Raw genomic sequence first — 19423 nt, forward strand, 5'->3', positions numbered from 1 at the left:
TTAGGCCGCCAGCTTTAGCGGAACGATCTCGCCTGACAGGTACAGCTTCTTCGCCTTGGCGCGGCTGAGCTTGCCCGAACTGGTGCGCGGAAGAGTGCGCGGCGGGACCAGTTCGACGACGCAGCTCATCCCGGTGACCGAGCGGACCTTGTCCGAGATTTGCTCGCGCAGCTTCACCCGCTCGACCGGGTCTGAGACACGGCAATGAACGAGCACTGCTGGCGCTTCTTCGCCATTGTCGGTTTCAACCGCGAAGGCGGCGATATCGCCGTGGTTGAAGCCTGGTAGCTGCTCAACCGCCCATTCGATATCCTGCGGCCAATGGTTCTTGCCGTTGATGATGATCATGTCCTTCGCCCGGCCTACGATGAACAGATAGCCATCGGCGGTGTAGCCCATGTCTCCGGTGTCCAGCCAGCCATCAACGAGACAGTCATTGGTCGCTTCTTCGTTGCGGAAATAAGAATGCATCACGCTCGGCCCGCGGCACCAGACCTTGCCGATTTGATGATCTCCGCGCGAATGGCCTTCCTCACCGCGTATTTGGACTTCCATATCCGGCAGCGTCTTGCCGCAATTCACGATGGCGCGATAGCGAGCGGGCCGCGATAGGTCGCGGGGTGTCCCCGACAAGCGCTCTTCCTCGACCAATTCTACGCGGATGCCTTCGCCTGGCGGCATGACTGTCACGGCCAGCACCGCTTCGGCGAGGCCATAGGACGGCGTGAAGGCGCTCGCCTGAAAGCCAGCTTCAGAGAATGCATTGACGAAGCTTTGCATCACGTCCGGGCGGATCATGTCTGCACCGTTGCCCGCGACGCGCCAGCGCGACAGGTCGAAGCGCTCAGCGACGTTGCTCTGGCTGGAAATGCGGCGTGCGCAGATGTCGTAGCCAAAGGTCGGTGAATAGGAGAGCGTCGATCCCTCGTTGCGGCTGATCATGTCCAGCCATGCGAGCGGTCGGCGTGCAAACGCATCGGGTTTCAAATAGTCGCCTGATACCTGGTTGGCGATGAGCGACAGGAAACAGCCGACCAGACCCATATCGTGATACCATGGCAGCCAGCTGACGCAGCGCTCATTCTCACCCAGCTGCATGCTGGTGGAATGGCCATAGAGATTGTGCAGCAAAGCCTTATGCGTGACGGCGACCCCGGTTGGGAAGCGGGTCGAACCGCTGGAATACTGCAGGTAGCAAATGTCTTCCGGATCGGCCTCAGGCAGCTCGCATTCGGGTGCCTCACGCTGCTCGAAATCCTGCCAGCTTTCGCTCTTGCAGCCTTGCTTGGCGGCGGCGGCGCTGGCCATTTCGGCGATCTCTTCGGGATAGATCAGCATCGCCGGGTCTGAGCTTTGCAATTGCACGGCGAGCTGATCAATGAAACTTTCCTTGCCGCCGAATGTGGTCGGCAAAGGCAAGGGCACCGGCCAGGCACCGACATAGACGCAGGCGCAAAACAGGGCCGCGAAATCTGGGCCAGTTTCGGCGATCAAGGCAACGCGATCTTCTTTGCCGATCCCAGCCGCGATCAGGCGGCGAGCCGTGACCAACGCATCTTCACGCATCTCCGAGAACGGATAGACGCGCGAAAGTTGTCCACGCATATCGTGAAAATTGAGACCTTTTTTGCTGCGAGCAGCGTAGTCGATCGCTTCATTGAAGGTTGCAAATTGCGCACGAATGCGAGGTAGGTCGCAATCGTTCGGCGTCGGCGTCATTGCGGCGTCGGTCATATTTCTTCGCGATACCCGTAGTTTGCGGCGCGGCCTTACGCGCCCTAACGTGTCCCCGACACAGCAGAAGTCAATTCCGCTGCGCTCCGAATTTTTTCCCATTTGATAAGGACTGTGGCACGAATAAGGCGAAATGGTTTCACGAGATACCAATTTGTCATCGTCCCGACGCAAAAAAGGCGGCGATGATCGCGGGCGCAAGGCTCGCAAAAGGCGTCCGTTGGACGAGACCGCATTGCGTGATCTCGCCCTGTCTTATGCTGCGCGGTACGCAACGACCGGCGCCAAGCTGGAAGGCTATCTGGCGCGAAAGATCCGCGAACGCGGCGTGGCGGAAAACGAAGATGGCCGCGCGGTCGAGCTGGATGTGACGGGGATGGTCACGCGGTTGATCGAGCTCGGCTATGTCGATGACGATGCTTACGCCAGAGCGCGCAGCCGCGATCTGACAGCGCGCGGATATGGCAAACGCCGTGTCGAACAAGCGCTTTGGGCCGCCGGGGTCGATGAGGAGGTGCGCGGCGCCCACGCTCCTGGTGAAGCGGATAGCCGCCGCGCAGCGATCTTGCTGGCAAGAAAGCGCGGTTTCGGAGTGTTTGGTAACAGGATCGATCCCGCCGCCGCCGCCGAGATCCAACGCGCCGCAAAAGAGAAACAGATTGCCGCAATGCTGCGCGCAGGCCATGATTTCGAGCATGCACGGTTCATTCTCGGTGCAAACAGAGTAAGCGACATTGAAGAATGGCTCGCTGAAGCCGAAGAAGACGAAGCTGAGGACAAACGGGACGGGTCATGGTGAGACTTTTTGCATTGTTGGGCGCGGCGCTGTTGGCAGCGTGTTCGCCGACAGAAACGGATACGGCGCTCGCGCAGGCTCCCGAAAGTGTTCCGGCTAGCGAGGCTGCGATTGAGCGTCATCCGACGTCCGGGCTTCAGATCATCGAAGTCGCGGTCGTGCGCGGCGACAAGCGCATTGTGTTCAATACCGAGCTTGCCAACACGCCTGAGGCGCAAGCCCGCGGCCTGATGTTCCGCACTGAGTTGCGGGACGATGAAGCGATGCTGTTTCCATCATCTACCCCGCAAGCGCGCAGTTTCTGGATGAAAAACACCCCGGTCGCGCTCGATATCGTTTTCATCGGCGTGGACGGGCGGATCAGCAATATCGAAGAGGGCGTGCCCTATTCGCTCGAATCCGTGCCGTCGGCCGGGCAGGCATCGGCTGTGTTCGAAGTGCGGCGCGGCTTGATGGAAGAGCTGGGTGTCGTTCCGGGTGATCGGGTGGAATACGTTTTGCCTGAATGATCGCGCGCCATCCGGCGCGCAATTTCCTCAGCCCTTAGCGGGCCTGCGGGCGGCCGGTCGGCCTTGCGGTTTGCTACGCGAACCGTACTCCGCCACCAAGCCATCGACCCCAGATGAGATCAGAGCTGTCACTTGGAATGGTCCGAGGCCTTCAGGCCTCGCAAGGGCGACTGCCCGCCCGCAGCGACGCGACCGTCAGGTCGCATGAGCGAGGAAATCGCGCGCCCGGATGGGCGTGCGGAAAACAAAGACTCTATCTTCACGCACCCATCCAATTCGGCTAACGGCGTCCGTATGGGAATCTTCGGAAAAATCTTCACTTGGTGGGATGGCGCGACGCTTGGCACGCATTGGTGGGCCGCGCGCGCCGGCGGTGAGCATGTCGGCACCGATGCCGAGGGCAACAAATATTATCGTCGCAAAGCAAAAGACGGCGTGAACACCGGTTCCAACATCCAGAATGAAAAGCGCTGGGTGATCTATGCCGGTGCCAACGATTCGAGCCGCGTGCCTGCCGAATGGCATGGCTGGCTGCACGGTTCGGGTGATGATGTTCCTGAAAGCCATTTGCCGCCGCCGAAGATCTGGGAAGCGGACTACACGCCGAATGCGACCGGCACGGCGGCTGCGTACCGCCCGCAAGGCGCAATCGAGCGCGGCGGCCAACGTGCGCGCGCCGATGGCGATTACGAGGCATGGTCCCCCGAGGGCTGAGCGCGAATATGCTGCGCTTGATCTTGCCTGCCGCTGCGCTGCTAACTCTGGTAGCTTGCGAAAGCGAACCGGACGAAGCCCAAACGGTTGAAGTTCCGCTGACCGAGGCCGCTGCCAATGAGGCTGAAGAAACGGATGCGCCCGAAGAGGCTGCCGCAGACGAAGGCGTAGTTGGCGAAGCCACGCCCATGGCAGAGCGCGTCGCAACGATCGGCCTGCTCAACAAGCGCAACAATCTCAGCGAAGACCTCGAAATGAGCCCAGGTGAAACCCGCGAAGTCGGCCCGGTCATCGTGCGCCTGTCAGCTTGCGAGCGGACTGCGCCGTGGGAAATGCCGCAGGAAACCGGTGCCTTCGTGCAGGTCGATGTCCGCGAGCGCGGCAACAACAACCACACCCGCGTCTTTTCCGGCTGGCTGTTCAAGGAATCGCCCAGCCTCAACGTGGTGGAGCACCCCGTCTACGACGTTTGGGTCAAAGACTGCGCGATGAGCTTCCCTGGCGACGAGTGAGGTTCGCCTTCGTTATCGGAGAAGTGAGCGAAGGCGTCTCGCAAAGTTGAGCGCGGCATTCCGCGTGCCTGCCGCACCAGTTTGAGATAATCCTTTTGCGGCATCTCAACCGCTCCCATCGACGCCAGATGATCGGTCATGAACTGGCAGTCGAGCAGCTTGAAATCAGCCTGCCGCATCATCGCCACCAGCCAGGCAAGCGCGACCTTGCTGGCGTTGTCGGCCTGGCTGAACATGCTTTCGCCGCAGAACACCTGATCGAAGGACACGCCGTAAAGCCCCCCCACCAGGCTGGGCGTCGCATCAGTGCCGTCCTCTGGCGCCAACCAGCATTCCACCGAATGCGCATGCCCGCTCTGGTGCAACTGCAGATAGCTCGCCACGATCCGTTCGCTGATCCAGCTTTCTTCATGCCCCGGTCGCGGCTCAGAGCATGCGCGGATGACCCGTTCGAACGCCTGATCGATGGTGACGATGAACCGATCCTGCCTGATCGCTTTGCGCAGGCTCTTCGAGATATGCAGCCCTTCGAGCGGAATGATCGCACGGTCGCGCGGCTCGACCCAGAAGACCTCGGTATCCTCGCGCGCATCGGCCATCGGGAATATCCCGCTGCGATAAGCGAGCAGCAATGTCTCAACCGGAATAGGGGCGCGGATCGGCGAATGCATGGCCTTCTCAATAGCAGCGCCAGATAGCCGCGCCAGCCACGACATAAACCGGATGCGATATCCTGTGTTGCCTATCAGCCAACGCTCGGATAAAGGGCGCGGCTCCTGCAGGGGCGTAGCTCAGTTGGTAGAGCGTCGGTCTCCAAAACCGAAGGTCCAGAGTTCGAGTCTCTGTGCCCCTGCCATTTCTCTCAAAACCCGGTTACGAATGCCTAGCGTGTCGCCGTGACGGTTCCGGTGGCAGCGTTGATCGTCAGCACCAATGCGCGTCCGGGTTTGCTGGTGCCAGTTTCGGCATCATAGTTCATCGCGGGAATGCGCAGCGTCACTCCCGTTGAAGGGGCGTAGGACGATTTTGCGTTGTCCAGATTAAGGCCATTGAAGCCGGTCGCGGCATAGCAATTGCGGTCGCCTAGCTCGCTTTGCGGGTCGATCAGCAGCACGACGATCCCGGCGGAGGCTGCTGCGGGCTCGATCTGATCGACCTGAAGCACAAGCGCGGCGCCTTCGTAAAAGCTGCGAACGCCGCTGCCCTGTGCGTTTATCGCGAGATCGCGCAAGCCGACATTCGCCGCTTTGCACGATTTGAGGCTCCCTTCATTGTCACTGAATGTTTGCGCCCTCGGCGCCGCCGATCCAAGCGCGAGTGCGAGTGACGCGGACGCAATTGCCGCAAATCTGATCATTGGAATTCGCATGGTTCCATTCCCCCTTTAGTGCTTCAACCAGCGCGACCTTGCTCTCCTGGGTAGTTCAGGAAATGCGCATCCAAACTGAATGTTCAGGTTGGTCGGCGTTAAGCTTTCTGCCGAGTTCGATTGTGTCACCGAATAAGGCTTGGCGATAGCGCGGATCACGGGTGGATGTGGCAAATTCCCTTGTGATCGGATTGTCCATCCGCACAAAAACCTAATCGCTGGGTCGCACATTCTCGATTAACTCAGGTGCATCAGCGCAAGGCCTGAAGCGTAGCGCCAATCGCGCGGCGTATTGCCGGAGATCCCAAGAATGAGCGGACAGTTTCGTCGATCCAATGCCGAAATTATCGGCGTATCCCAGACGCCTTACAAGGATGGTATTTTGCGGCGGCACAAGCATGGCCCGATCCGCCCGATGGAGGAGCCGAGCCTGATGCAACGACTGTTCCGGCGTACATAGCAAAGGGTATTGTTCAGGTTGCGAGCTCCTTAACTGAACGCAGCCTAACGATTGCGGTCAGCTTTGCGCCAGACCGACCGTGTCACATCATCGTTCAGTCGAGCAATCGACGCAAAGCAGGAGGATGATCATGACCCAGTACAGTTTCCGCACTTCGGGACCCGATGCCTGGAGCAGCCCACGCCCGTTTCGCGATCCCTATCTGCGTGCGATTGCCTATGGCCCGGTGCGTTCGATGAACGAGCCGAGTTGGCTTGAGAAACTTCTCGGGCGGTTCTGAGTTCTTGGGGGCAGGGGCGCTCTTTATTGGTCTTTTGAGCGCCCCATTCCCATCAATATTCGACCGGCTCTTCAGGCGTTTCCGCGCCGTAGGTCTTGCCAGCGGTCTTGTCGCCCTGGGCCAGCTTGAACACCACTCCCGACAGCAGCAGCAACGCGATAAGGTTGGGCAGCGCCATCGCCGCGTTGGAGATGTCGCCTAGACGCCAAACCAGTGTCAGGTCCTGCGTCGACCCGACATAGATCACCACGCACCATAGGACGCGCCAGATGAAGTGCAGGATCTTCTCACCACCGCGGGTCGAACCCGGGATGCGGTCGTAGATGAAGGTGATCGCACGTTCGCCGTAATAGCTCCATGTCAGCAATGTGGTGAACACGAACAGGATCAGCGCAGTCGAGGCGATCAGCGTACCGAGCGGGATCGAAGCGATCTCGAACGGGAAGGCTGCAGCAAAGGCGCCGCTGGTCATCGCGAACCCTTGAAGATCAGAATTCCACGCATGGGCGACCGCTTCACCATTGCCGGTGAAATCGCCTTGTACGGTCAGGATCACCAGCGCCGTCATGGTGCAGATAATGATCGTGTCGATGAAACAGCCGAGCATCGCCATGCGGCCCTGCTGCTGCGGATCGTTGGTCTGCGCGACCGCGTGAGCGATCGGTGTCGAACCCTGACCGCTCTCGTTGGAGAACAGACCGCGCGCCACACCGGCACGGATTGCAAGGGCAATCGCTGCGCCGACAAATCCACCGGTTGCTGCTTGCGGGTTGAACGCGCCATGGAAAATCAGGCCGAATGTGGCCGGAATATCCTGAATGTTCAGCGCCAGCGCGATGACCGCCATGACGATGTACGCGGCGGCCATGAACGGAATGACTTTCTCGGCCACGCTACCGATCGACTTGATCCCGCCGATGATCACTACGAACACCGCAACCGCTACGATTGCCCCGCCGAGCCATTCCTCGATACCGAACAGTTCGTTGAGCCCGTCCGCCACCGCGTTGGCCTGGATCGAATTGCCCGTGACCATCGCTGAGAACAAGGTGCCGATGCAGAACAGGATCGCGAGCCACGTCCATTTCGGGCCAAGACCCATCATGATGTAGCTCATCGGACCGCCACGATAGACGCCGTCGGAAGTCTTTTCGCGGTATCGGATAGCCAGCGAACCCTCGGCAAAGGCCAATGCCATGCCGATCAAGGCGGTGATCCACATCCAGAAAATCGCGCCCGGTCCGCCCAGCGCGATCGCTGTTGCGACACCGGCCAGATTACCCGTGCCGACTTGACCGGAAAGCGCGGTTGAGAGCGCTGCAAAGGGTGAAATCTCGCCGTCGCCTTCGCCCTTGCGGCCGGCGAACAGGCCTTTGAAAGCGCTGCCAAGCTGACGGATCGGGTAAAATTTCAGCCCGAACATGATGTACAGGCCAGCGCCTAGCAGGATGATGACCATCGGGGGAATCGGCTGTCCGCCGACCGAGAGCCACGACACCAATTCGCCGTTCCAGGTTCCGCCCCAGATGAAATCCGAGATGTTGGTTACGCGATCGATCAGGCTGACCGCGCCCGCTTCATTGGCTGCCATGTGTGAGAAATCCCCTGAATGCTGCCTGTTACCGTCTAGGCTCAAATCAAGGGCTGCACGCTAATGGCGCAGCGTTGCAAAGGCTAGCCCCTTTGGGGAAAGCGCCTCGCATGTGATGCATCCCGGCAACCCAAGCGGCCAAGAAACACCGCCAACCACGCTTGCATTCGCGCGGGACCGAGCGTATTGGCACACGCGTCTTCCGACATCGGTAGCAATCTTAGCCCCTCCCGGACCTTGTCCGGGGCGGCGCAGAGCCCTACCTGAAAGCGAAGGCAATTACGCATTGAAGGAAATGGCTGCTCTCATGGCCGAAGAAAAGAAGCGCAAGACATCTTTGCCCGAGTTCGTGAACCAGGTTCGCGCGGAGACCAGCAAGGTCGTTTGGCCCACACGTGAAGAGACGATCCGCACCGCGATTTTCGTTTTCATCATGATGGTTGTGATGTCGCTGTTCTTTCTCGGGATCGACAGCGCATTCAATGCGATCGTCAATTTCCTGCTGTCGCTGATCTGATCCGCAGCATTTCACCCAATTGATTCTTCAGGGATAATCCATGGCTCGCTGGTACATCATCCACGCCTATTCGGGCTTCGAAAACAAGGTCAAGGAAGCCATCCTCTCAGAGGCTGAGCGTCTGGGCCTGTCCGAAGGCGTCGAAGAAGTCGAAGTTCCGACCGAGACCGTGACCGAGGTCAAACGCGGCAAAAAGGTTCAGGTCGAACGTAAGTTCATGCCCGGCTATGTTCTCGCCAAGCTCAACATGACCGACGACGTGTATCACCTTGTGAAGAACACCCCGAAGGTCACCGGCTTTCTCGGCTCAGGCAACAAGCCGCAGCCGATCAGCGAAAAAGAAGCGGCGCGCTATTTCGGCGGAGTCGAAGAAGCCAAGGCAGCACCGAAGCAGCAGGTCAGCGTCGATTACGAAATCGGCGATCAGGTCAAAGTGCTCGACGGTCCATTCGCAAGCTTCAACGGCGTGGTCGAGGAACTCGATTTCGACAAGGCAAAGGTCAAGGTCAGCGTTTCGATCTTTGGCCGCGCAACACCGGTCGAGCTCGAATTCGAACAGGTCGAGCTGGTCAAGTAAGCCTGCCGGGCTGGCGGCGCGTCAATGAAGACACGCCTCGGAACTTGCCGAAAAAAGAAGCGTTTTGCGACCCGTGAAGATGCGGAGCTTTCCGCTCAAGCGGCACCGTTCAAATTGCGCGCTTATCGCTGCGAGTTGTGCAGGCAGTTCCACCTGACGAGCCGAACCAAGGGGATGAAAACCCCGCGCCACGAGCTCACCCAAAGCGACTCCGAATGATGGGTCGCCGCTTGGGCTAGCCTCACTTCGCTTTCTTGCGCGTCCGTTTGGCGGGCGCTGGAGCAGGCGCTTTCATCGCTTCCAGTTCTGCATCGATCGCGCTGCCTTGTTGCAGCGCTGCGATTTCCGCTTCGATGCTTTCCGGGGCGAGGTCTTCTGTGTCGGTGCCTGCAAAACCGGCGCGGCGATCAAGCGCATCGATGCGGTCCATCTTGCGAGCCGTGCGGCTATCGCCCGCTTTGCCGGACTTCTCCTCCGGCTTCGGCAAGTCCGCTATCCGCGCGCCGACATGCGTGCGCTTTTCCTCAAGTTCGGCAATGGCCGATTCCATTTCTGCGATCTGATCGGCGAGCTCGCCGATCTGGCCTTGCATTGCAGAGACCTTTTTGCGCTCGCTTTCGCGGGCCAGCAGTGCTGCACGGGCCAGGTCTTCGCGGCCATGGTCGACGGCGATCTTGGCCTTGGCGGTCCACTCTTCCGCAGTCACTGAAAGCTGTTGCTCGGCATGCGATTGGCGGTCGTGCTCGCGACGGCTCTTTGCGACATCCCCATGCAGGCCGATCAGCGCTTCTTCGATTTCCGTTTGCAACAGGCGCAGCATCTTGTGCTGCTCTCCGGCCTTGTTGACCAGAGTATCGACATTGCTGGAAACCAGTTCGCGGACGCGGACGGCGATATGGATCATGGATTGCCCCCTGATGGCGTTTTGATGTCCATTAGGCTGATTTGCTTAACAATAAAAGACTCTGCACGGAGACAACGAGGCATCGGTTTCGCCCTTAGGCTGGCCACATTGGCTGCCCGGCATTCGCCTGCATGAATAGGAGCGTCGCCAGAGCGATCTGCGCGAGTGCCGTGACAATTACCAAAATTGTCCCGTTCCAGCGCAGTCGGTCGGCTATCCATCCCGCAAACGGAATGGTCTGCAACATATGCATGCTGACGAAGTGGGCGGGGCGCAGGTCGCCATATTCTCGGCTCCAGCCGAAGAACGGGATGACCTCGCCGCCACCGGTCAGCGGCGCGCCGACATAGCGTCCTTCGCCCGACATGTAGAAGCCGAAGACGACGGTGGTGATGAAGGCCCCGATGCAGCCGACGATGGTGCCCAGCCACAATCCGCGCTGCGACCGGTCTGCCTTGCGCCATACCTGCACCGCAATCGCGACCGCGATCGTCATCAGCAGCACCGCGCCGAGGCCCATGAGCGCATACATGACCTGTTCGAACACGCCATCATTGTTGAAATGCGAGCGTACGCCGCGCGCTGCCTGAGTGTTGAGATAGACAAACTCGAACACCAGCCCGACCCCGGCGAGATAGGCGAAGGTCATCAGACCCGGACCACGGCGGGATTCGCGCGGGATTTGCTGAGCGAGGATCGCGAGCGTGATGAAGTGTACCACAAAGGACAGATTGAACTTTTGCGGCTTGGTCCAGATTGCGGCGCTGTCGAGCAGCCGCGTGTCCATGACCCATGCCGGAATGAAGACAATGAAGGCCGCCCCCATGAACAGCGCATAGGTCAGCAACAGGCGCGTCAGGCGGTCATTGTCGAGTTGCGCCGCGAACGGCATCCAGACCCTTTGCGGCTGGGTAGACACGCTCATGCCGGTGCTCCCATTCTTGGTAGATCGTCGGCGCTGGCGGCAATCCGGATGTAGCCTACCCGCATCGCCAGAAACAGCGCGAGGCCAAGCGGTCCGGCCATGAAAGTCGCGAGCAGAATCGGGGCCTGCACCAGACGCGAGATGCCGACCTTGTCGGCCTGGACCGCGATCCAGCCGCCGATGAACAGGTCGAAGGCGAGGTAGTGGATCCATCCGGCCAGCAGCGCCCAGTCGTTCGACAGCAGCGTCTTGACCTCCGCAAACGATCCGAAGCCGCCACCTTCAACTGTCAGTATGTGCGACATCGCGAGGCCCGAATAGAGCAACGAGAGCCCGAACGGGATGACATAGCGCGGCACCGCGACCAGCAGCGGCCAGCGCCGGGGCAGAAAGATCAGGATCAGCCAGCCCAGCATCGCTGCCTGGCCTGCCCAGCCGAAATATTGCTCGGGTGTTGGCATTCTCGCCCCTTCGATAGCTCTTGCAAGGGTTTAGGGCTCTCGTCTGGGGGTGTCTAGTGCAGCTAACACACCTGCTGGGAGGAGACGGTTTTCCTACTCGGCCATCATCTGCCAGTGCGGCCCGATGGCGACTTGCACACCCTGTTTGAAGAGCGTTTCGGGTTGGAGAAGTGTCAACTTCGCCTTTTCGGCGAAAATCGACCTGTTTCTGCGGGTGTCAGGCCCCATTCGCTGCCTGACACCGTGTCAGGTGTGTCAACTTCGCTGTAGTCACACCTTTCTGTTGATCTTCGTTTCACTTGCGACTATTTGCGCCGCTCCCTTCACATCGACGGGAAATCCATGCGGGAGGCGCGAGAAATCGAGCTGCTCGACCGCTTAACATGATCCTTCGACCAACTCGTGGATGAGCAGGCGAAGGAGACAGTGCGAAAGGAAAGGCCACATGGCCAAGAAAATCGAAGGCTATATCAAATTGCAGGTGCCTGCGGGCACTGCAAACCCGTCGCCGCCAATCGGCCCGGCGCTGGGTCAGCGCGGCGTCAACATCATGGAATTCTGCAAGGCGTTCAACGCCGCGACGCAGGACCTTGAAAAGAACGCCCCGATCCCAACCACGATCACCGTCTATGCCGACCGGTCGTTCACCTTCACCTACAAGAGCCCGCCGGCCTCTTACATGATCAAGAAGGCTGCCAAGCTGAAGTCGGGTTCGAAAGAGCCGGGCAAGGTTGTCGCTGGCTCGATCAAGAAGAGTCAGGTGAAGGAAATCGCGGAAGCCAAGATGGCTGATCTCAACGCGAACGATATCGATCAGGCCATGAAAATCATCGAAGGCTCTTGCCGTTCGATGGGCCTCGAAGTGGTGGAGGGCTGAACCCATGGCAAAATTGACGAAAAAGCAAAAAGCCGTCGCTGAACTCGACCGCGAAAAGTTCTACTCCGTGGACGAAGCAATCGCGACCCTGCGCGAGCACAAGAGCAAGTTCGACGAGACTGTCGAAATTGCGATCAACCTGGGTGTCGATCCGCGCCACGCCGACCAGATGGTTCGCGGCATGGTCTCGCTGCCTTCGGGCACCGGCAAGAACGTGAAGGTCGCTGTGTTCGCCAAGGGCGACAATGCAGAGAAGGCGACCGCAGCCGGAGCCGACAAGGTTGGCGCTGAAGACCTGATGGAAGACATGCAGGCAGGCAACCTCGATTATGACCGCGTGATTGCCACGCCGGACATGATGGGTGTTGTCGGCCGTCTCGGTAAAGTGCTTGGTCCGAAGGGCCTGATGCCGAACCCGAAGCTGGGCACCGTCACCCCGAACGTGGAGCAGGCCGTAAAGGACGCCAAAGGCGGCCAGGTCGAATTCCGCGTCGAGAAGATGGGCATCATCCACACCGGTATCGGCAAGATGTCGTTCAAGGACGAGGACATCAAAGCGAACTTTGAAGCGCTGACCCAGGCGATCGTGAAGGCCAAGCCTTCGGGTGCCAAGGGCAAGTATGTGAAGAAGATCTCGCTCACGTCGACCATGGGCCCAGGCCTGAAGATCGACACTGCAGAGGTTGAAGGCGCGTAATTTGTTTGGGGCGAGCACGCATCCGCGTGCTCGCTTCCTCGCTCATACGACCTAAAGGTCGCGTCGCTGCGGACTCCCAGTCGGGCTTGCGGCCCTGCGGGCCGAAATAGCGTTTTCCTACTTCAAGCTACAACACATAAGAGGGGCTGGACGAGCAATCGTCCGGCCCTTTTGTTTGTACAGCGTCTACTTCTTGCGATTCAGGCCGGTTCAGCACGCTGCAATTCTGGGCTGTTAGATTGGCGGCATCGAACGGTCAGTATGTGGGGTGAAGTCCGTGCGCACAATCACAGCTCTAGTCGCTTCATTCGCGGTCATGATCTCCGCTCACGCTTCTGCTCAATCGGTGCAGCCCAGACCGATCAGCGATGCGGCGCTTCAGACCAAGGCGGACGAGGCATGTCGCAGCAAGGCGACGCTGGCGTCCGGTGCGATAAGGGTCGCCGATCTTGATGGCGATGGGCAGGCCGATGTCCTGTTCAACTGGGCCAGAGTGACTTGCGCCAAACCTGTCGGTGCCGCGGGCGGTGCTGGCTTTTGCGGGATGCATAATTGCAGCGTCGATATTTATCTCTCGTCGCAATACAATCCGGGCGATTGGCCCAAACCGATCCTCAACCACCGCGAGGCCTCCCTGCAGATCCTCTCGGTACAGCCTCGCGCCCTTGTCCGCATATCCTATCAAGGCGGCAGCTGTGAATTTGCGAAAGTGTGTCGGCGCGAATGGCGCTGGGACGGGTCGAAATTTGTCAGCCGCGATCTTGGTGCCGGTGATGAAACTGGCCCGCCACCGATCATCGTTACACTGGAAGTGACGAAAGCCAATGTGGCGGGCAACTGGGTCGGAGCGGCGGATGGCTGCGCGACGGATGCCGTCCTGATGCTGGGCGCCGATGGCAGCTACGCCGGATACGAACAGAATGGCGATTGGCGGCTGCTGGGAAATCGGATCGCAATCATGGTGCGCGAGACCTATGTCCTGGGCGATGCAGGCAGCACCCGGCAGGTCCGCGATCCGCAACCGGTCGTGCTCACCGTGAAGAGTCTGAGTTCAGACCGGATGAGCCTTCAGCAAAGCTCCGGCAAGGTCGAAGATTATCGCCGTTGCGGGTGAGAATTGCCGTTTTCCGCGCAGGTGAAAGCGCGCCGCGGTAACCTTCGCATTGCTCTCGACGAACAGATGACGTGGCCGGACACATGATTGTTCGGAACCTTGTCATCCAGCCGGGAGTTCTCATGTTTGCCCTATCACCCCTTCGGGATAACCCCTTGTCCCACGTGATAAATCCAGATGGAGAACACATGTTCGACCCCAAGTGGTTCGTGATCGGTTTTGCGCTCAGCGTTGTCGCTCTCATTGCCAATTATGACCTGCGTTTCGGCCTGGCTGCCAGCGTGTTAGTGCTCGCGGCAGGTGGGATCTATCTCTGGATCAGTATGTGGCTGGCGTCGGATACGGATGCTCCCCGATCCGAGCGTGATGCCATGTTCAATCGGTTAGGACGGCTGGCGCGCAATCGGCGCAAGGCGCGGGTGAAGGAACTAAGCGCGCAAGGCGGACCGAACGCGGGCTAGTGCGCCTGAGCGTTCGGCTAGGTTTTTGGCCTGACCGACGATGGTATCAAAACCCGCACGCGCTCCAAGCAATGCGCGATTGGCCAGGGTTGGCTCGAGCAGGACGAAGCTGGAGCACAGGACGCTATCGGTGCCGAACATGGTCTTGTGCGCTCCCTCGCCTTCGGTGAAGTCGAAATAGCGATAGCGTTGCTCAGCAAACAGCCGCTCGAGCGCTTCCATCTGCAGCACGGTGCCTGGCGAAAGCCGTGACCATGCGGGATCGTAGCCGAGATGGGCATAGATCAGTGTGTTGCCCGATATTGGCAGCGACAAGTAAGCGATCGGGCCATCGGAGGCGTGCAACAGAAATCCGCGCATCCGGTCGTCCTCAGCCGCTTCGAGCATTGCCGTGCGAGCCTTAGGAGTGTCTGGCAGGCCAGCGTCCAGTAGGCGCGCCTGATAGGTCTTCTCTGACAGTGGGATTGCGGCGTCGAGGAAACTTTCAACCTCGGCAGGCGTGCGGTGCTCGGTCAGACGGTATGCATCGCCCACTTCCTTGGCGAGTTTGCGGGCTTTGCGCCGCAGGGTTGAACGGGTCTTGCCTGAGAACTGCGTGAGGTAATCATCGTAGCTTCCCGCCATATCGATATAGTGTCGGCGATAGTCCTGTCGTCCCCCGATGAGATGGTCGGGGAATTTGGACGCGATTGCAGCGATGGCATGGTTCGGTGCCGACAGAATGCGGAGGCCATCGGATCCTGGCTCTGGCGGTGCGAGCCGCGCTTCATCCGCGAGCACATCTTCGAGCGAGAACGCCCAGGAACTCAGCAGCCGCTGGACGGAAAACAACCGGCGCGATCCGATCGTGAAATCGATCGGGATGGAGGATGCGGTGGTCACGCCAGCGATCCTACAGCGCGCCGTAAAGGGTGTTGGACACGAACTGTTCGGCATATCGCATTCCGGTGCGGAACGCGGAGGCGGGCAGCGGCTCGCTGGTCCCCGGCCCGGGCGTTCCACCGAACAGTGGAGGGTTGTCGCGATAATTGGCCGTCTCAACGCCCGGCATGTCACGCAGGCTCTTGCACAGACCATCGAAGCGGCTGCGGACAATCTTGTTCACCGCCAGCTTACGCCGGTTGATCAGCTCGAAAGAGTGGCTGACCAGCGTGAAAGCCAGGCGATCATTGTCACGGGCATGGCGGATTGCAGCCTGCATTTCTGCGAGTGTGAGCGCAGTGATTTGCGCGTGGCGCTGGCCGCCGCCAAGCGTGCCGATAGTGCCGACCGGAACTTCGATCATGCCCTGATACAGCATCGGATCGCGATCATCCGGACCGAGGCTGATCTGGCTCGCGCCTTCGGGCACTGCCGGGCAATGGCTGGTGTCGTAGCGCAGCCCGATTGCCGCGAGTGCCTGCAAAGTATCGTCATTGGCACCATAGTTACCCGCCCGGAATGCAACCGGAGGAGGCGCACCGGCAGCGACAAGGAAGTTTCGGGCGAGCGCAAGCAGCTCGCATTGCTCTTCGAACGGGAAATCGGCGATGTTTCGCCCGGTCCGGCCTGATTCCAACGGGTTGGCGCGCCCAGCGATTTCGAGCCATTCGGTGTGGCAGTGCAGTTGCACATCCTGCCCGGCGTCGAGAATGGGTGCGACCACGTCTTCGATCGCTGCCACTCCCCATACAAGCGCGGGCATCGGATCGACGAAAAACACCGCCTTCTGGCCGCTCTCATTCAGCATGTTCAACTTGTGCGTGATGCCTGCCGGCCCATCGGGTGTCAGGCATGCGATCGAGCGGGCGTAGTTCTCCGCCCGGTCCGCTGGTCCGAGGCCGGTAACCAAACCCGAAGAATACTCGGTGTCGATGGTGATGTAGACGCGTGTCATTGCGCCCGCATGGTTAGCAGCGAAGGGTTAAGGCCGGGTTGGGACGTCTATGCGAAGCGCGCGTGCGCCATTGCCATGGTGAACATCTGCGCGTTGATGCGGATCGACGAGGGGAAAATGCTGGCATCGGCGACGTAGAGATTGCCTGTCCCGTGCACTTTCAAATCACTGCCGACGACCGAGCGGTCGACCCGGGAGCCCATCACATTGCCGCCCTGCGGGTGCGACGTGCTGACGATGAAATCGCTTGGTTTGTCTAAGTGCTCCTCCACCAACGCTTCGATGTCGTCGCCGGGGCGGACCGTGACGTTGTCCGAGGTGGGCAAATAAACCTCTTCCGCTCCGCCCGCGAAATGCATCCGCACCACATCGACCACATGGCGGCGCAATTGCTCGCAGTGCTTGTTCTTCAGCCCGACCTTGAACGCGCCGCGCTTCACTTCGCCGATATCGCTGACGGGCAAAAGGATGCCCAGGCAGACGAGGTTCGAATAGGACTGCATCCGCCGGACATATTCATCGAACCAGCCCCCGACCGATGCCGAAAAGCTGGATGGTGGATGGAACCATGTTTCAATCAGGTGATCGCCGCGATCGACATACGCACCCATTTGCACCGCATTCCAGCTGTCGACCTTGTGCGGCATTTTGGCGATCACCGGACAAGCGAGATTGCAGGCAATCTGTTCGCCGATATGCGCGAAGTTGAGCCGTTCGAGCAGTGCCGACGAAGCCCCTGTTCCAGCGGCGACGATCGCACCCTTTTTCGGCCGAATGCGAATGGGGTTGCCGTTCTGGCGAGCCTGAACCGATTTGACCGGCTTTGTCCGCAAATGGACGCCGATATTGATCCGCCGCGCGGCGGTGTTCTCGGCGATCCGGGCGCCATCCTCCTGCGCCTGCTTTAGGAGGGTTTCGACAACCGTGTTCTTGCGACCGTACGGACAGCCGGAATTGCAATAGCCGCAGCCCCAGCATTTCCGTGTCCCAGTGCCATAGTTCTTCTCGAACCGCCGATAAACCGCATGTTCGTCTCCAGCCTTCCCATGACCGGCAGCGCGAAAAGCGTTCCATGCTGTTTCGAGATGCGCAGCGTTGGGGCCAGCCTGCTCTTCGGTAATCTCCGCGATTTCCAGCTTGTCCCAAAGGAAGTCGAAAGCGGCGGAAAGTTTCGCCCGGTCGATCTGCACGCCGAATTTGTCACGCCAATGCTCGATCACGTCCTCGGCATCGGGATGGATGTTCGCGCCATCGGGGCGGAAGCAGATGCCGTTATTGACCAACGACGATCCGCCGACGCATTCTGCCTGAAGGATTGCGATTTCGCGGTTGCTGGATGTCATCAGCCCGCCGCCGACATACATTCCGGCATATTGTTCTGCATCGCGGTGACGGATCTCACCGGTGGACCAATAATCGCCCTTTTCGATAATGATGACGTCATCGCCCTTTGCCGCCAAGGCAGCGGCGGCAGCCGCCCCGCCAGCGCCCGACCCGATCACCAGCCAGTCGCACTCTTCGTTTTCATTCAGGATGACTGGCCTCAGCACGTCGTCATCGACAGGAGTGGGGCTACCGGCACGCGATTCTGGCGGGACGAAACCGATGCTATTCCAGCTGGTGGGGGCTTGGTAATAGGCGGAGTAGAAGATCGTGCGCAGGCGACTGAGGGCGCGAATGATGCCAAAGTCAGCCTCCGCAATCCGCGCGGTAAGGCGCGCCTGCCGCTCTGGTATCGAAAGCTCTGAAAAGCTCCGGCCGAGCCATATCTCGAGGAAGAACAATCCCGTTTTCACATCGCGCCGCGCGATATCCGGCAGGATCGATATCCAGTGCATCGCGCGTTCGAGGACATCTTGAACGGTGCCTTCCGGAGGAGCACCGCCGAACAGAGCCTCGATATAGGCATGCTCGAAAGAGACGCGGCGCTGGGCGATCACGGTGATCATGGCTTCATCGACGGTGACAGTGCTGGCGCGGCTGCGGTCAACACCTTCGCCTTCGAGCGCGACGGCTCCGCTGCCGGTGATGATGTAGTCAGCTCGGTCGCCGTCAGTGCCGAATTCTGTTCGGACTACAGGGTTGCCATCGGCTGTGACGCCCAGAGCGCGCACGCTGCTCGGCGCAAGTGCGGCGAGCGTGGAAGACGATGTGGTCGGCATAGCTCAACTCCCCCAGTCAATTCAGGAGAGGATGCCGCAGTTTGAAATATTCGCAAACGAAAACTAGTGCCTGATCTTGTAAGGATACGACAATCTTCAGTTTAGTTGCGTTAACTCCCGGAAATCAGATGCCTCCAGGGGTGAAATCATAGCCGCTGGTGGCCAATCCATCGGTCAGGGAGTCGACCGCGCTTTGGATGATTTCCTGTTTGGTTGACCTGATTACAAAGTTGGCGCCAACTTTCCCTTCGCGGAAGAACGGATACGACCCTATCTGGCAATCGTCATGGGCTTCTTCGACTTCGCGCAGGAGGCTCGCCACTTCGCTTTCCGGCACCCAACTGCCAACGGTTTCCGACAGCAGCGGAACGCCGCCTTCGAGTTCGCCGGTTAGTGCATCCAGCATCCCAGCAGTGATGTGCGGGACGCCCGCCATCAGGATCACATTGCCGCGCCGAATGCCTGGTGCGCCGGACATACGATTGGGGATCAATTCGGAGCCTTCAGGCACGCGGGCCATCCGCAGTCGGCCTTCGTTCAGACCGCCTTTGTCGGCGTAATAGCGTTCAAGCAGCGCGCGCGCTTCGGGATGGATGATGACCGGCACACCGAGCGCCGCAGCTACCGCGTCGACAGTGATGTCGTCATGCGTTGGGCCAATCCCGCCTGTGGTGAACAGGTAGTCATTCGCTGCGCGCAGAGCGTTGACCGCTTCGACGATACGTTCCTCGACGTCAGGCACCACGCGCACTTCGGCAAGGCGAATGCCCTGCACCTGAAGCCAACTCGCGACTTGCGCGATGTTCTTGTCGTGAGTGCGGCCAGACAGGATTTCATCGCCGATAATGACGAGCCCTGCGGTCCAGATTTTGTCGGAAGAAGTCATG

The 19423-nt window shown here is 59.7% G+C and carries 24 protein-coding genes and 1 tRNA gene; 13 read left to right on the top strand and 12 right to left on the bottom strand.

Translation table 11 applies throughout. The features are described from left to right. The gene (locus Q0837_RS17370) at positions 1–1734 is read right to left on the bottom strand and encodes a fatty acyl-AMP ligase (RefSeq protein ID WP_298471661.1); all 1734 of its coding nucleotides are present in this window, start codon (positions 1732–1734) and stop codon (positions 1–3) included. Between the two features lie 220 nt (positions 1735–1954). On the opposite strand from Q0837_RS17370, the gene Q0837_RS17375 reads away from it, so the two are divergent. From Q0837_RS17375 to Q0837_RS17390, 4 genes are all read left to right on the top strand, one after another. Then, positions 1955–2533 (top strand): RecX family transcriptional regulator, encoded by a 579-nt coding sequence (locus Q0837_RS17375; protein ID WP_298471662.1) that lies wholly within the window; start codon positions 1955–1957, stop codon positions 2531–2533. After that, complete coding sequence (locus tag Q0837_RS17380) at positions 2527–3039, top strand: DUF192 domain-containing protein (RefSeq protein ID WP_298471663.1); 513 nt, start codon at positions 2527–2529, stop codon at positions 3037–3039. Before Q0837_RS17375 ends, Q0837_RS17380 begins: the two co-directional genes overlap by 7 nt. Positions 3040–3333: 294 nt before the next feature. Further along, a complete protein-coding gene (locus Q0837_RS17385) occupies positions 3334–3753 on the top strand; it encodes an NADH:ubiquinone oxidoreductase subunit NDUFA12 (RefSeq protein WP_298471844.1) in 420 nt (139 codons plus the stop codon). A gap of 8 nt (positions 3754–3761) precedes the next feature. After that, positions 3762–4265, top strand: coding sequence for a DUF2155 domain-containing protein (locus Q0837_RS17390; protein WP_298471665.1), 504 nt, complete (start codon positions 3762–3764; stop codon positions 4263–4265). Here Q0837_RS17390 and aat read toward each other — a convergent pair. Beyond that, positions 4214–4936 (bottom strand): leucyl/phenylalanyl-tRNA--protein transferase, encoded by a 723-nt coding sequence (gene aat / locus Q0837_RS17395; RefSeq protein WP_298471667.1) that lies wholly within the window; start codon positions 4934–4936, stop codon positions 4214–4216. The two genes, Q0837_RS17390 and aat, sit on opposite strands and share 52 nt — an antisense overlap. A 109-nt stretch (positions 4937–5045) precedes the next feature. Here aat and Q0837_RS17400 point away from each other — a divergent pair. Then, a tRNA-Trp gene (locus Q0837_RS17400) sits at positions 5046–5121 on the top strand. Between the two features lie 27 nt (positions 5122–5148). Here the strand turns inward: Q0837_RS17400 and Q0837_RS17405 are convergent. Beyond that, complete coding sequence (locus tag Q0837_RS17405) at positions 5149–5622, bottom strand: hypothetical protein (protein WP_298471669.1); 474 nt, start codon at positions 5620–5622, stop codon at positions 5149–5151. A gap of 322 nt (positions 5623–5944) precedes the next feature. Between Q0837_RS17405 and Q0837_RS17410 the strand changes: the two genes are divergently transcribed. Both Q0837_RS17410 and Q0837_RS17415 read left to right on the top strand, forming a co-directional pair. Then, entirely contained in the window at positions 5945–6094 is a 150-nt protein-coding gene (locus Q0837_RS17410) for a hypothetical protein (protein ID WP_298471672.1), read from the top strand. 130 nt (positions 6095–6224) lie between these two features. After that, positions 6225–6374: a hypothetical protein gene (locus Q0837_RS17415; RefSeq protein ID WP_298471673.1), complete on the top strand. Its 150-nt coding sequence runs from the start codon at positions 6225–6227 to the stop codon at positions 6372–6374. Positions 6375–6426: 52 nt separating this feature from the next. Here Q0837_RS17415 and Q0837_RS17420 read toward each other — a convergent pair whose 3' ends face one another. Then, positions 6427–7965 carry a sodium:alanine symporter family protein gene (locus Q0837_RS17420; RefSeq protein WP_298471676.1) on the bottom strand — a complete coding sequence of 513 codons (1539 nt, stop codon included), beginning with the start codon at positions 7963–7965 and terminating at the stop codon, positions 6427–6429. A gap of 295 nt (positions 7966–8260) precedes the next feature. Here Q0837_RS17420 and secE point away from each other — a divergent pair, with 295 nt between their 5' ends. Both secE and nusG read left to right on the top strand, forming a co-directional pair. Then, a complete protein-coding gene (gene secE / locus Q0837_RS17425) occupies positions 8261–8482 on the top strand; it encodes a preprotein translocase subunit SecE (RefSeq protein WP_298471680.1) in 222 nt (73 codons plus the stop codon). A gap of 40 nt (positions 8483–8522) precedes the next feature. Beyond that, positions 8523–9059 carry a transcription termination/antitermination protein NusG gene (gene nusG / locus Q0837_RS17430; protein ID WP_298471683.1) on the top strand — a complete coding sequence of 179 codons (537 nt, stop codon included), beginning with the start codon at positions 8523–8525 and terminating at the stop codon, positions 9057–9059. Positions 9060–9300: 241 nt separating this feature from the next. On the opposite strand, the gene Q0837_RS17440 is transcribed toward nusG, so the two are convergent. From Q0837_RS17440 to Q0837_RS17455, 4 genes are all read right to left on the bottom strand, one after another. Then, positions 9301–9963 carry a hypothetical protein gene (locus tag Q0837_RS17440; RefSeq protein WP_298471688.1) on the bottom strand — a complete coding sequence of 221 codons (663 nt, stop codon included), beginning with the start codon at positions 9961–9963 and terminating at the stop codon, positions 9301–9303. A gap of 94 nt (positions 9964–10057) precedes the next feature. Beyond that, the gene (locus Q0837_RS17445; protein WP_298471690.1) at positions 10058–10888 is read right to left on the bottom strand and encodes a hypothetical protein; all 831 of its coding nucleotides are present in this window, start codon (positions 10886–10888) and stop codon (positions 10058–10060) included. After that, positions 10885–11349 (bottom strand): ABA4-like family protein, encoded by a 465-nt coding sequence (locus Q0837_RS17450; protein WP_298471692.1) that lies wholly within the window; start codon positions 11347–11349, stop codon positions 10885–10887. The genes Q0837_RS17445 and Q0837_RS17450 overlap by 4 nt, the downstream gene beginning before the upstream one ends. A 93-nt stretch (positions 11350–11442) precedes the next feature. Beyond that, complete coding sequence (locus Q0837_RS17455; protein WP_298471695.1) at positions 11443–11577, bottom strand: hypothetical protein; 135 nt, start codon at positions 11575–11577, stop codon at positions 11443–11445. 217 nt (positions 11578–11794) lie between these two features. On the opposite strand from Q0837_RS17455, the gene rplK reads away from it, so the two are divergent. From rplK to Q0837_RS17475, 4 genes are all read left to right on the top strand, one after another. After that, the gene (rplK, locus tag Q0837_RS17460; RefSeq protein WP_298471697.1) at positions 11795–12226 is read left to right on the top strand and encodes a 50S ribosomal protein L11; all 432 of its coding nucleotides are present in this window, start codon (positions 11795–11797) and stop codon (positions 12224–12226) included. Positions 12227–12230: 4 nt separating this feature from the next. Further along, on the top strand, positions 12231–12923 hold the full coding sequence (gene rplA / locus Q0837_RS17465; protein ID WP_298471699.1) for a 50S ribosomal protein L1: 693 nt from the start codon (positions 12231–12233) through the stop codon (positions 12921–12923). A 277-nt stretch (positions 12924–13200) separates the two neighbouring features. Further along, the gene (locus Q0837_RS17470; protein ID WP_298471702.1) at positions 13201–14037 is read left to right on the top strand and encodes a hypothetical protein; all 837 of its coding nucleotides are present in this window, start codon (positions 13201–13203) and stop codon (positions 14035–14037) included. 188 nt (positions 14038–14225) lie between these two features. Next, positions 14226–14498 (top strand): hypothetical protein, encoded by a 273-nt coding sequence (locus Q0837_RS17475; RefSeq protein ID WP_298471704.1) that lies wholly within the window; start codon positions 14226–14228, stop codon positions 14496–14498. On the opposite strand, the gene Q0837_RS17480 is transcribed toward Q0837_RS17475, so the two are convergent. The 4 genes from Q0837_RS17480 to Q0837_RS17495 all read right to left on the bottom strand — a co-directional run bounded on the left by Q0837_RS17480 (position 14466) and on the right by Q0837_RS17495 (position 19422). Beyond that, positions 14466–15380: a GNAT family N-acetyltransferase gene (locus Q0837_RS17480; RefSeq protein WP_298471706.1), complete on the bottom strand. Its 915-nt coding sequence runs from the start codon at positions 15378–15380 to the stop codon at positions 14466–14468. The genes Q0837_RS17475 and Q0837_RS17480 overlap by 33 nt on opposite strands. A gap of 10 nt (positions 15381–15390) precedes the next feature. Next, positions 15391–16374 carry a hypothetical protein gene (locus tag Q0837_RS17485; RefSeq protein ID WP_298471708.1) on the bottom strand — a complete coding sequence of 328 codons (984 nt, stop codon included), beginning with the start codon at positions 16372–16374 and terminating at the stop codon, positions 15391–15393. A 47-nt stretch (positions 16375–16421) separates the two neighbouring features. After that, positions 16422–18536 (bottom strand): GMC family oxidoreductase N-terminal domain-containing protein, encoded by a 2115-nt coding sequence (locus Q0837_RS17490; protein ID WP_298471710.1) that lies wholly within the window; start codon positions 18534–18536, stop codon positions 16422–16424. A 124-nt stretch (positions 18537–18660) separates the two neighbouring features. Continuing rightward, positions 18661–19422 carry a molybdopterin-binding protein gene (locus Q0837_RS17495; RefSeq protein ID WP_298471713.1) on the bottom strand — a complete coding sequence of 254 codons (762 nt, stop codon included), beginning with the start codon at positions 19420–19422 and terminating at the stop codon, positions 18661–18663. Position 19423 lies beyond the last annotated feature (1 nt).

This window comes from uncultured Erythrobacter sp., assembly GCF_947499705.1.
GTDB lineage: Bacteria > Pseudomonadota > Alphaproteobacteria > Sphingomonadales > Sphingomonadaceae > Erythrobacter.

Excerpts from the sequence above, each read along its gene's own strand:
- Q0837_RS17485 (WP_298471708.1), bottom strand. The coding sequence starts at position 16,374 with ATGACACGCGTCTACATCACCATCGACACCGAGTATTCTTCGGGTTTG.
- rplK (WP_298471697.1), top strand. The coding sequence starts at position 11,795 with ATGGCCAAGAAAATCGAAGGCTATATCAAATTGCAGGTGCCTGCGGGC.
- Q0837_RS17410 (WP_298471672.1), top strand. The coding sequence starts at position 5,945 with ATGAGCGGACAGTTTCGTCGATCCAATGCCGAAATTATCGGCGTATCC.
- Q0837_RS17380 (WP_298471663.1), top strand. The coding sequence starts at position 2,527 with ATGGTGAGACTTTTTGCATTGTTGGGCGCGGCGCTGTTGGCAGCGTGT.
- rplA (WP_298471699.1), top strand. The coding sequence starts at position 12,231 with ATGGCAAAATTGACGAAAAAGCAAAAAGCCGTCGCTGAACTCGACCGC.
- Q0837_RS17415 (WP_298471673.1), top strand. The coding sequence starts at position 6,225 with ATGACCCAGTACAGTTTCCGCACTTCGGGACCCGATGCCTGGAGCAGC.
- Q0837_RS17405 (WP_298471669.1), bottom strand. The coding sequence starts at position 5,622 with ATGATCAGATTTGCGGCAATTGCGTCCGCGTCACTCGCACTCGCGCTT.
- nusG (WP_298471683.1), top strand. The coding sequence starts at position 8,523 with ATGGCTCGCTGGTACATCATCCACGCCTATTCGGGCTTCGAAAACAAG.
- Q0837_RS17490 (WP_298471710.1), bottom strand. The coding sequence starts at position 18,536 with ATGCCGACCACATCGTCTTCCACGCTCGCCGCACTTGCGCCGAGCAGC.
- Q0837_RS17440 (WP_298471688.1), bottom strand. The coding sequence starts at position 9,963 with ATGATCCATATCGCCGTCCGCGTCCGCGAACTGGTTTCCAGCAATGTC.
- Q0837_RS17370 (WP_298471661.1), bottom strand. The coding sequence starts at position 1,734 with ATGACCGACGCCGCAATGACGCCGACGCCGAACGATTGCGACCTACCT.
- Q0837_RS17390 (WP_298471665.1), top strand. The coding sequence starts at position 3,762 with ATGCTGCGCTTGATCTTGCCTGCCGCTGCGCTGCTAACTCTGGTAGCT.
- Q0837_RS17495 (WP_298471713.1), bottom strand. The coding sequence starts at position 19,422 with ATGACTTCTTCCGACAAAATCTGGACCGCAGGGCTCGTCATTATCGGC.
- Q0837_RS17450 (WP_298471692.1), bottom strand. The coding sequence starts at position 11,349 with ATGCCAACACCCGAGCAATATTTCGGCTGGGCAGGCCAGGCAGCGATG.
- aat (WP_298471667.1), bottom strand. The coding sequence starts at position 4,936 with ATGCATTCGCCGATCCGCGCCCCTATTCCGGTTGAGACATTGCTGCTC.
- secE (WP_298471680.1), top strand. The coding sequence starts at position 8,261 with ATGGCTGCTCTCATGGCCGAAGAAAAGAAGCGCAAGACATCTTTGCCC.
- Q0837_RS17385 (WP_298471844.1), top strand. The coding sequence starts at position 3,334 with ATGGGAATCTTCGGAAAAATCTTCACTTGGTGGGATGGCGCGACGCTT.
- Q0837_RS17420 (WP_298471676.1), bottom strand. The coding sequence starts at position 7,965 with ATGGCAGCCAATGAAGCGGGCGCGGTCAGCCTGATCGATCGCGTAACC.
- Q0837_RS17445 (WP_298471690.1), bottom strand. The coding sequence starts at position 10,888 with ATGAGCGTGTCTACCCAGCCGCAAAGGGTCTGGATGCCGTTCGCGGCG.
- Q0837_RS17475 (WP_298471704.1), top strand. The coding sequence starts at position 14,226 with ATGTTCGACCCCAAGTGGTTCGTGATCGGTTTTGCGCTCAGCGTTGTC.
- Q0837_RS17455 (WP_298471695.1), bottom strand. The coding sequence starts at position 11,577 with ATGGGGCCTGACACCCGCAGAAACAGGTCGATTTTCGCCGAAAAGGCG.